Here is a 7,622-nt window from a genome sequence, read left to right as displayed (position 1 = left end):
CCGTAGGCATTATCTAAAATTTGCCCATTCTTAATTGCAGTGTTCATTCCCATCGAAACAAAGTCTTCCTGATCTGCTGCGGCTGGAATGGATTGAATCGATGCCGGAGTCGAAAGAATTCTCTGCTCAACAATCTGCATATCGGCAGTGTACTGGCTAAGCATTAAACCTGAAAACATTCCGGCACCTTTAGTCAAGAATGCAGGAAGTCCAACACTCAATGCAGGATTTAAAAGGCGATTCAATCTTCGTTCCGAAAGTACACTCACCATTGTTACTGCCACACCTACCATATCCATAGGTAATGAAACTGGTGAACCCTGGAAGTTTGCACCAGTTAATGTCAGTTTATGTTCCGGTATGAAAATCGGATTGTCGCCAACTCCGTTTAATTCTATTTCCACTTGCTTTTTCGCATAAGCAACTGCATCGTGTGCCGTACCGATTACCTGCGGCGAAGAACGCATTGAGTACGCATCCTGAACTTTTGTCTTTATCTTTCCTGTTTGTAAATCACTTCCCTTTATGCAAGTCAAAATTGCTTTAGCGCTTCGTATGGCACCGGAGAAACCACGTAGCTCATGCAAACGAGTATCATACGGCTTCAAGTTAGCAAATAATGCTTCAAGCGACATTGCACAAGCAATCTCTGCCTGCTTCAACCAACGATTGATATCATAAAGATGAATTGCACTCATTGCTGTTAGTAAGTTAGAGCCGTTTATTGTTGCCAAGCCGTCGCGTGCTTGTAGCCCGGGTATCGGAATGCCCGCTTTCTCTAGTGCCACCTTACCCGGAAGTTTTTCGCCTTTGTAATATGCTTCTCCTTCACCCATCATGAGTAAAGCAATTTGTGACATAGGCGCAAGATCTCCACATGCACCAACTGAACCTTTTTGACAAACAACTGGTGTTACACCTTTATTCAACATCTCAACCAATGTAAGAGTAATCTCCGGTCGGCATCCCGAATTACCATGAGCATGCACATTTATTCTTGCAGCCATTGCGCCGCGAACATACTCAATCGGTGCCGGATCACCGATTCCTGCCGCATGATTGTAAATCAAGTATTTCTGAAACTCTTTTACCTGATCATCGTTTAGAACAACTTCGGAAAATTCACCGATGCCGGTGTTTGTTCCGTACATAATTTCTCGTGCTTTTATCTTTTCTTCGAGCATAGCTCTGCAAGTTTTAATTCTCGCCAATGCATCAGGTGCTAATTCAACTTTTTCGTTATGGCGGGCGATACGTACTAATTTTCCTGCTGTTAAGTCTGAACCATTTAAAATTATTGACATGGGATTACTTTCTTAATTCTTTGAAAAATGACTTGAATTCAATTAGAACGTTGAAATGATTTGTAAATATAGCAATTTGGGGAATATTTTCATATTATTATTTATTAACATTCGGCTGAACCGATGCACAAGCTGAACAAATCATAAATAATATTTTAAAAGGAATTGTATGCTTAAACGACTTTTAATTCTTCCTATCATCTTACTTGTTTTTTTGTCGTTCAATTGCGTTAAGCAAGCTCAACTTGAGACAGTAATGATTCATTCTTCAGGTATTGGCTGTTCGCATTGTGAGGATAATATTAAAAATGCTATCTATGCTCTTGAGGGTGTCAAGGAAGTCAATGTTGATCTTGAAAAGAAAAATATCGAGGTCAAATTCGTTCCGACTCAAACTAATCTTCAAACGATTGAAATTACGTTGACAAGAGCTGGTTATGATGCAAATGATAAGAAGCGCGATCCCGATGCGTATGATAATTTGGATGAATGCTGTAAACATGGTTAAGAATATTGCTTTTGAAAATTATTAACAAGTTGACTTAAAATAATAATCACTCAGGAATAATTGATCGTGTTCTGCGGCAGGTGCTGTGGTTCTCCTTTATGTCTCTTTTGTAAATCTTTCCTTCTAAGGCCATTCAAATTGTTGGATGTGCGACTTCACACTGTTTGCATTTTTTTCTTCTTTCTTCTCATCTGGTAGGAGAAGAAAATCGCCTCCATAACCAGTAACAATACTAACGATAACGCATCTCTATCAAGCAAGACACCGAATCCCCTTTCGTCCATGAATAATTTTAATATGAAAGTTGAAATAGACCACCCGACAGAAAATATGAGTGCGAGAAATCCAACACCCAATAATCCATCCTTCCAGCTTTCTTCCTGCCAGCGTTTTGTATAGATTACAACTGCGGCAATTACGTGTACATAAAAAATAAATAGCGTAATCATTTTGTTAATTTGTTAATAGTGAGTGGTGAGTTTTGGGTAGTGAATATATTTTGAAACAAATGACATCTTCATGAATAAAAAACCGCCTTTATAGTTTTGAATAATATTTTAACGTCAAATCCTATCGACCAATTTTCAATATAATAAATATCATATTTAATTCTTTCCTCAAGTGAAGTATTTCCTCTCAAACCATTCACCTGTGCCCATCCGGTCATTCCGGTTTTAACACGATGGCGATCGAGATATTTGGGAATTAGCGATTTAAATTGTTGAACATAATATGGTCTTTCTGGGCGCGGTCCAACCAAACTCATTTCTCCTTTGAAAACATTTATCAACTGAGGAAATTCATCCAAGCTTAACTTCCGCAAAATCTTTCCGACAGAGGTTTGCCGTGGATCATTATCAACTCCAAGCCCTGATTCGTTATCGAACATTTCGGCTCCAACCTTCATTGTTCTGAATTTCATCATTCGAAATGATCTCCCGTCCAATCCAACCCGCTCTTGAACAAAAAAGATCTTCCCTTTCGAATTTAACTTGATAACTATTGCTATCAACAAGAATAGCCATGATAAAAGAATCAATAAAAAAGTGGAAATAAAAAAATCGAATACTCGTTTGACGATCCTTCCCCATGTCGTCATAGGAACGCCTTTTATTTTGATGAACGGTATTCCATCGATTTCCTTAATTTTCATACCGGAGGTCATCACCTCTAATAAATCAGGGACAAGCATTAATTCGGTGTTAACACCTTCACAATCCTGCACAAGTTTCATAAGTTTAGGATGCTCATCATAATTCAATGCAATTAGCGCAAGTTCAATTCGTTCGCGTGTAAGGATTTCCTGAACATCAGAAAAATTACCAAGATAATTTGATGATGATAAAGGTTGAATAGTCACAGGTTGACCAGCGATATAACCCAAAAATCTATATCCTAAAAGAGGGTGAGTTGAAAGTTGGGCAAATATTCTTACTGCAGTTTCATTGGAGCCGATTATGATTGCGTTTCTAAGCTCCCTCCCTTTTGAATAAATAAACTTCTCAATCCTGAAGAGAACAATTCTGCCGGTGAATATCATAACGATAGAATTTATCCATAAAAAGAAAAACACAACACGTGAATAAGAAAAAGCCCGGTAGAAAAAGGCGGCGCTCATAACAACGAGCATTGCAACAGATATCAGTTTAATTATTGAAATAAATTCATCGGTTAAAGCAACATTCCGTCGGGCACCGTACATTTTATTTGAGTTAAAAATCAAAAGCCAGATCGGGATTATAACGAATGAGCCGTAGATGTATGCCATCAGCGGCGGTTTATCTTCGGTTAGTGGAAGGAAATTTAAAAGCGAAGTATTAAACCTTAACCAGTATGAAAAAAGAAACGCAAGCTCGATTGCTATGCTGTCGAATATTACAGCAAGAGTCGGAATTAAAAAATCATTTCGTCGGGGATTTGGCATCAAGAAGGTTCTTCTATTCTTTAGAGGCGTGTTTTATCACTCCGTAAATTGCTTGCCCTTCCCGTGTTTGCAGAATGATGTTATCGTTTTGCCATATAACTTTATCACCTAATATTTGCTTGACCCCTTGCATTTCATATCGTAAATCACTTACACCTCCCTGCAATACTATTACTGATTCACGAAGCCCTGCCAGTTCCTTATTAGTTTGAACTAACCTTAAGTTAGTTTGGTCGATCCTCTCATTGGTTTGATTTAATTTTTCGTTAGTATCTTTCCTTAGTCCCTTTATCTCAGCAAGAATTTCCTTTAATAAGTCGTTTTCCATAAATTATCCCTTCCTATTATTACATTGTTCTGAAATTCACTTCAACCAAACATTTCGTTTTCGATGATCCCACAAATGATATGAGCAGTTGTAATATGCCCTTCTTGTATTCGCTGTGTATCGTTCGAGGGAATAATGATGGATACATCCACTATCTCTTTTGATGAACCTCCATCTTTTCCAAGCAATCCAATAACCGTCATACCGCGTCTTTTTGCCTCTGCAATTGCGAGATTTACATTTACAGATTTCCCGCTTGTACTGATTGCAAGCAAAACATCGCCTTTATTCCCAAGAGCTTCAACCTGGCGAGCAAAAACATTCTCGAATCCGATATCGTTACCACCTGCTGTCAACATCGATGTATCGGTTGTTAAAGCTATTGCGGGCAATGCAGGTCGATTTGCCTTCGTCATACGAATGACAAACTCGGTTGCTATGTGCTGAGCATCTGCCGCACTACCGCCGTTTCCACAGATAAGTAGTTTCTTCTTATCGTTGAATGCTTTCATGATTATATCGACGGCTTTTAGGATCTCCCCTGTGCAAGAATCGAAGATTTTCTTTTTCGTTTCAGCACTCTCATTCAGTTGATCCTGAACATATTTCTGTCGATGCAAGAGTGTTAAAGGTAAATGTGCCATATTAATTAAAAATTAAAAATGAAAAAGTAAAAAAATACGTTTGCTAATATTTACGCACAACAAATGACGAATAACGAATGACCAATGACATTTATTTCAAATAATTCTTGACAATCGTACTAACTTGACTAAGTGCTTCATCTAATTTAGAAACATCTTTCCCGCCTGCGGTTGCAAGATGCGGACGACCGCCGCCGCCGCCGCCAACGAGTTTTGCTACATCACCGACAATCTTGCCTGCTTGCAATTTTTTATCCTTGATTAGATCATCTGTTACAACGCACACTAAAGATATTTTCTCGTTCATCACGGTTGCTACCAATCCAATTCCTGAACCGAGTTTTGAACGCAGCGCATCACCTAAGCTTTGCAATTCTTCTACACTCTGAACTTTCACTTTTTGAACAACAATCCTGATGTTGTCAATTAGCTCAGCACCAGCAATCATAGAATCGATTCCTGAAGATACCTCTTTTACACGATATTTGCTAAGTTCCTTTTTCAGATCGATGGTTGACTTCGAAACTACTTCAATCGTCTCTTCTCGCTCTTTGATTGTTCCTTCAACTTCATCGATAACCTTTGAAGTGATTATTTCAGGAAGAGAAATCTCTCCGAGCAATGGTCGTGCAGTGGATTCTAGATTTGTAAACTGTCCAAGCTGCTTTTCAAGTTCTTCTTTTTCGATAATCATTTTTTCTATATGAGCGTTCATCTCTCCTATTTTATCAAGACGTTCCTGTAAATAAATTTTCAATCCATCACCCGTAACCGCCTCAATCCTTCGAATTCCGCTCGCAATGCTTGCCTCTGAAACAATCTTGAATAATTGTATATCTTTTGTGTTCTTAACATGCGTACCGCCGCAAAGCTCGGCACAAAAATCATCTACAGCTACAACGCGAACTTTATCACCGTACTTTTCTCCAAAGAACATTTTTAACTTTGGAAATTGACGCTTTGCTTCTTCGATTGTCAGCCATTCATTCGGATCGTTGAGTGCTGTAACGGGAAGCGCTTGTTCAATTTTTTCATTGACGATTTCTTCGATCTTTCGAATTTGATCCGGAGAGATTTTTTCAAAATGATTAAAGTCGAAACGCAATCGCTTCGGTTCTACAAGTGAACCCTGCTGTTGAAGGTGATCACCAAGTACTAATCGCAAAGCTTCGTGCAGAAGATGTGTTGCGGTGTGATTACGCATAGTATGTGGTCTGGCGGTATCATCTAACCATATACGGGCTTTCATCCCTGGTAACACACCATCGCTTCGTCCTATTTCGTGCACAATCGCATCACCTACTTTGAACACTTTCCGTATTATTGTTTTCTTTTTCTTATCTGGGAACTCAATATAGCCTATATCACCTACTTGACCGCCGGATTCTGTATAAAAAGGAGTTTCATCAAGGATAAGATAATCTAACGTATGAATTTTTCCCTCTTGAGCAGGTTTTATCTCTAATACCGTCGCATTTGTTTCCATTTTGTCATAACCGACAAATTTTGATTTTTTATCTGTAGCAAAATATCTCTCATGAGATACTTCGTCTATAGTTTTCGCTAATCTTGCTCGAGATCTTTGTTCCTCCATCAACTCAGTGAACATTCCGATGTCTACTTTTAATCCTTTTTCAGACGCCATCATCTCTGTCAAGTCAAGCGGGAAACCAAATGTGTCATATAACTTAAAAGCATCTTCACCCGGAAATGTTTTAGAGTGACCAATCTCTATAATTACTCTCTCAAATATTTCCAACCCACGGTCGAGCGTTTGATTAAAACTTTCCTCTTCACCCTTTATTACTCGTTCAATATGATTTTGCTTTTCTTTTATTTCAGGGAATTGTTCTCCCATCGATTTTACAACTGCTTCTACAACTTTGTAAATAAACGGCTCGTGCAATCCGAGTGTCCGACCGAATCGGGCACCGCGGCGGAGTATGCGACGCATAACATAACCACGTCCTTCGTTGGAAGGAATTCCACCGTCGGCAATTGAAAACGAAAGCATGCGAGCGTGATCAGCCACAACGCGCATGGCGATATCGAGCGGATTGTTAAGCTGTGCTTTGTATGGCTGACCTGCAATCTCGGAAATCCGGTTTATGATCGGCATGAAAACATCAGTGTCGTAATTAGATTTCTTTCCCTGCATCACGGCACAAATTCTTTCAAAACCCATACCTGTATCAACATGCTTTGCCGGAAGTGGAGTAAGCGTTCCCTTATCATCACGATTGTATTGCATGAAAACAAGATTCCATATTTCCATCACTCGCGCATCGCCGGCATTGACGAGTTTCCCGCCTGAATAATCATCTGTCAAGTCAATATGAACTTCCGAACATGGCCCGCAAGGACCAGTCTCACCCATCTCCCAAAAATTATCTTTCCTGCCGAATCGCAAAACATGCGATGGATCGATATCGGTGACTTTCTTCCATAACTCTTCAGCTTCATCGTCTGATTCATAGACAGTTGCGTATAATCGTTTTTTATCCAATCCCCAAACTCTTGTCAATAAATCCCACGCCCACTCAATGGCTTCCTTTTTATAATAATCACCAAATGACCAGTTACCCAGCATTTCAAAAAATGTATGATGATATGTATCTCTTCCAACTTCTTCAAGATCATTATGCTTTCCGCTTACACGGATGCACTTCTGAGTATCAGCTGCACGGTTATATTCTCTTTTTCCTGTTCCGAGGAATACATCTTTGAATTGATTCATTCCGGCATTTGTGAATAACAACGTCGGATCGTCGTGAGGAATAACCGGAGCACTTAAAACAATTTTATGTCCACGTTCTTCAAAATATTTTATAAAACTATTTCTTATTTCTTTTGATGTCATCTATATTATTTCTTTCTTCATCAATCCCGATAAATTATCATGCTATAATAACAA

At 39.0% G+C, this 7,622-nt stretch carries 7 protein-coding genes; 1 reads left to right on the top strand and 6 read right to left on the bottom strand.

Annotated features, from left to right (window positions below):
- A partial coding sequence (locus HZB59_05955; GenBank protein MBI5020962.1) for an aromatic amino acid lyase occupies positions 1-1,304 on the bottom strand: 1,304 nt, incomplete at its 3' end.
- Positions 1,305-1,473: 169 nt separating this feature from the next.
- Between HZB59_05955 and HZB59_05950 the strand changes: the two genes are divergently transcribed.
- The gene (locus tag HZB59_05950; protein ID MBI5020961.1) at positions 1,474-1,812 is read left to right on the top strand and encodes a heavy-metal-associated domain-containing protein; all 339 of its coding nucleotides are present in this window, start codon (positions 1,474-1,476) and stop codon (positions 1,810-1,812) included.
- A gap of 155 nt (positions 1,813-1,967) precedes the next feature.
- On the opposite strand, the gene HZB59_05945 is transcribed toward HZB59_05950, so the two are convergent.
- From HZB59_05945 to alaS, 5 genes are all read right to left on the bottom strand, one after another.
- The gene (locus tag HZB59_05945) at positions 1,968-2,261 is read right to left on the bottom strand and encodes a hypothetical protein (GenBank protein MBI5020960.1); all 294 of its coding nucleotides are present in this window, start codon (positions 2,259-2,261) and stop codon (positions 1,968-1,970) included.
- 68 nt (positions 2,262-2,329) lie between these two features.
- The gene (locus HZB59_05940; protein MBI5020959.1) at positions 2,330-3,736 is read right to left on the bottom strand and encodes an undecaprenyl-phosphate glucose phosphotransferase; all 1,407 of its coding nucleotides are present in this window, start codon (positions 3,734-3,736) and stop codon (positions 2,330-2,332) included.
- A 13-nt stretch (positions 3,737-3,749) separates the two neighbouring features.
- The gene (locus HZB59_05935; protein ID MBI5020958.1) at positions 3,750-4,064 is read right to left on the bottom strand and encodes a hypothetical protein; all 315 of its coding nucleotides are present in this window, start codon (positions 4,062-4,064) and stop codon (positions 3,750-3,752) included.
- A gap of 41 nt (positions 4,065-4,105) precedes the next feature.
- A complete protein-coding gene (locus HZB59_05930) occupies positions 4,106-4,708 on the bottom strand; it encodes a D-sedoheptulose 7-phosphate isomerase (protein MBI5020957.1) in 603 nt (200 codons plus the stop codon).
- A 91-nt stretch (positions 4,709-4,799) separates the two neighbouring features.
- Positions 4,800-7,568: an alanine--tRNA ligase gene (alaS, locus tag HZB59_05925; protein ID MBI5020956.1), complete on the bottom strand. Its 2,769-nt coding sequence runs from the start codon at positions 7,566-7,568 to the stop codon at positions 4,800-4,802.
- Between the last annotated feature and the right edge of the window lie 54 nt (positions 7,569-7,622).

This window comes from Ignavibacteriales bacterium, from assembly GCA_016214905.1.
In the GTDB taxonomy this organism is placed as follows: Bacteria; Bacteroidota; Ignavibacteria; order UBA10030; family SZUA-254; genus PNNN01.
This window is presented reverse-complemented; position numbering and strand designations above follow the sequence as displayed.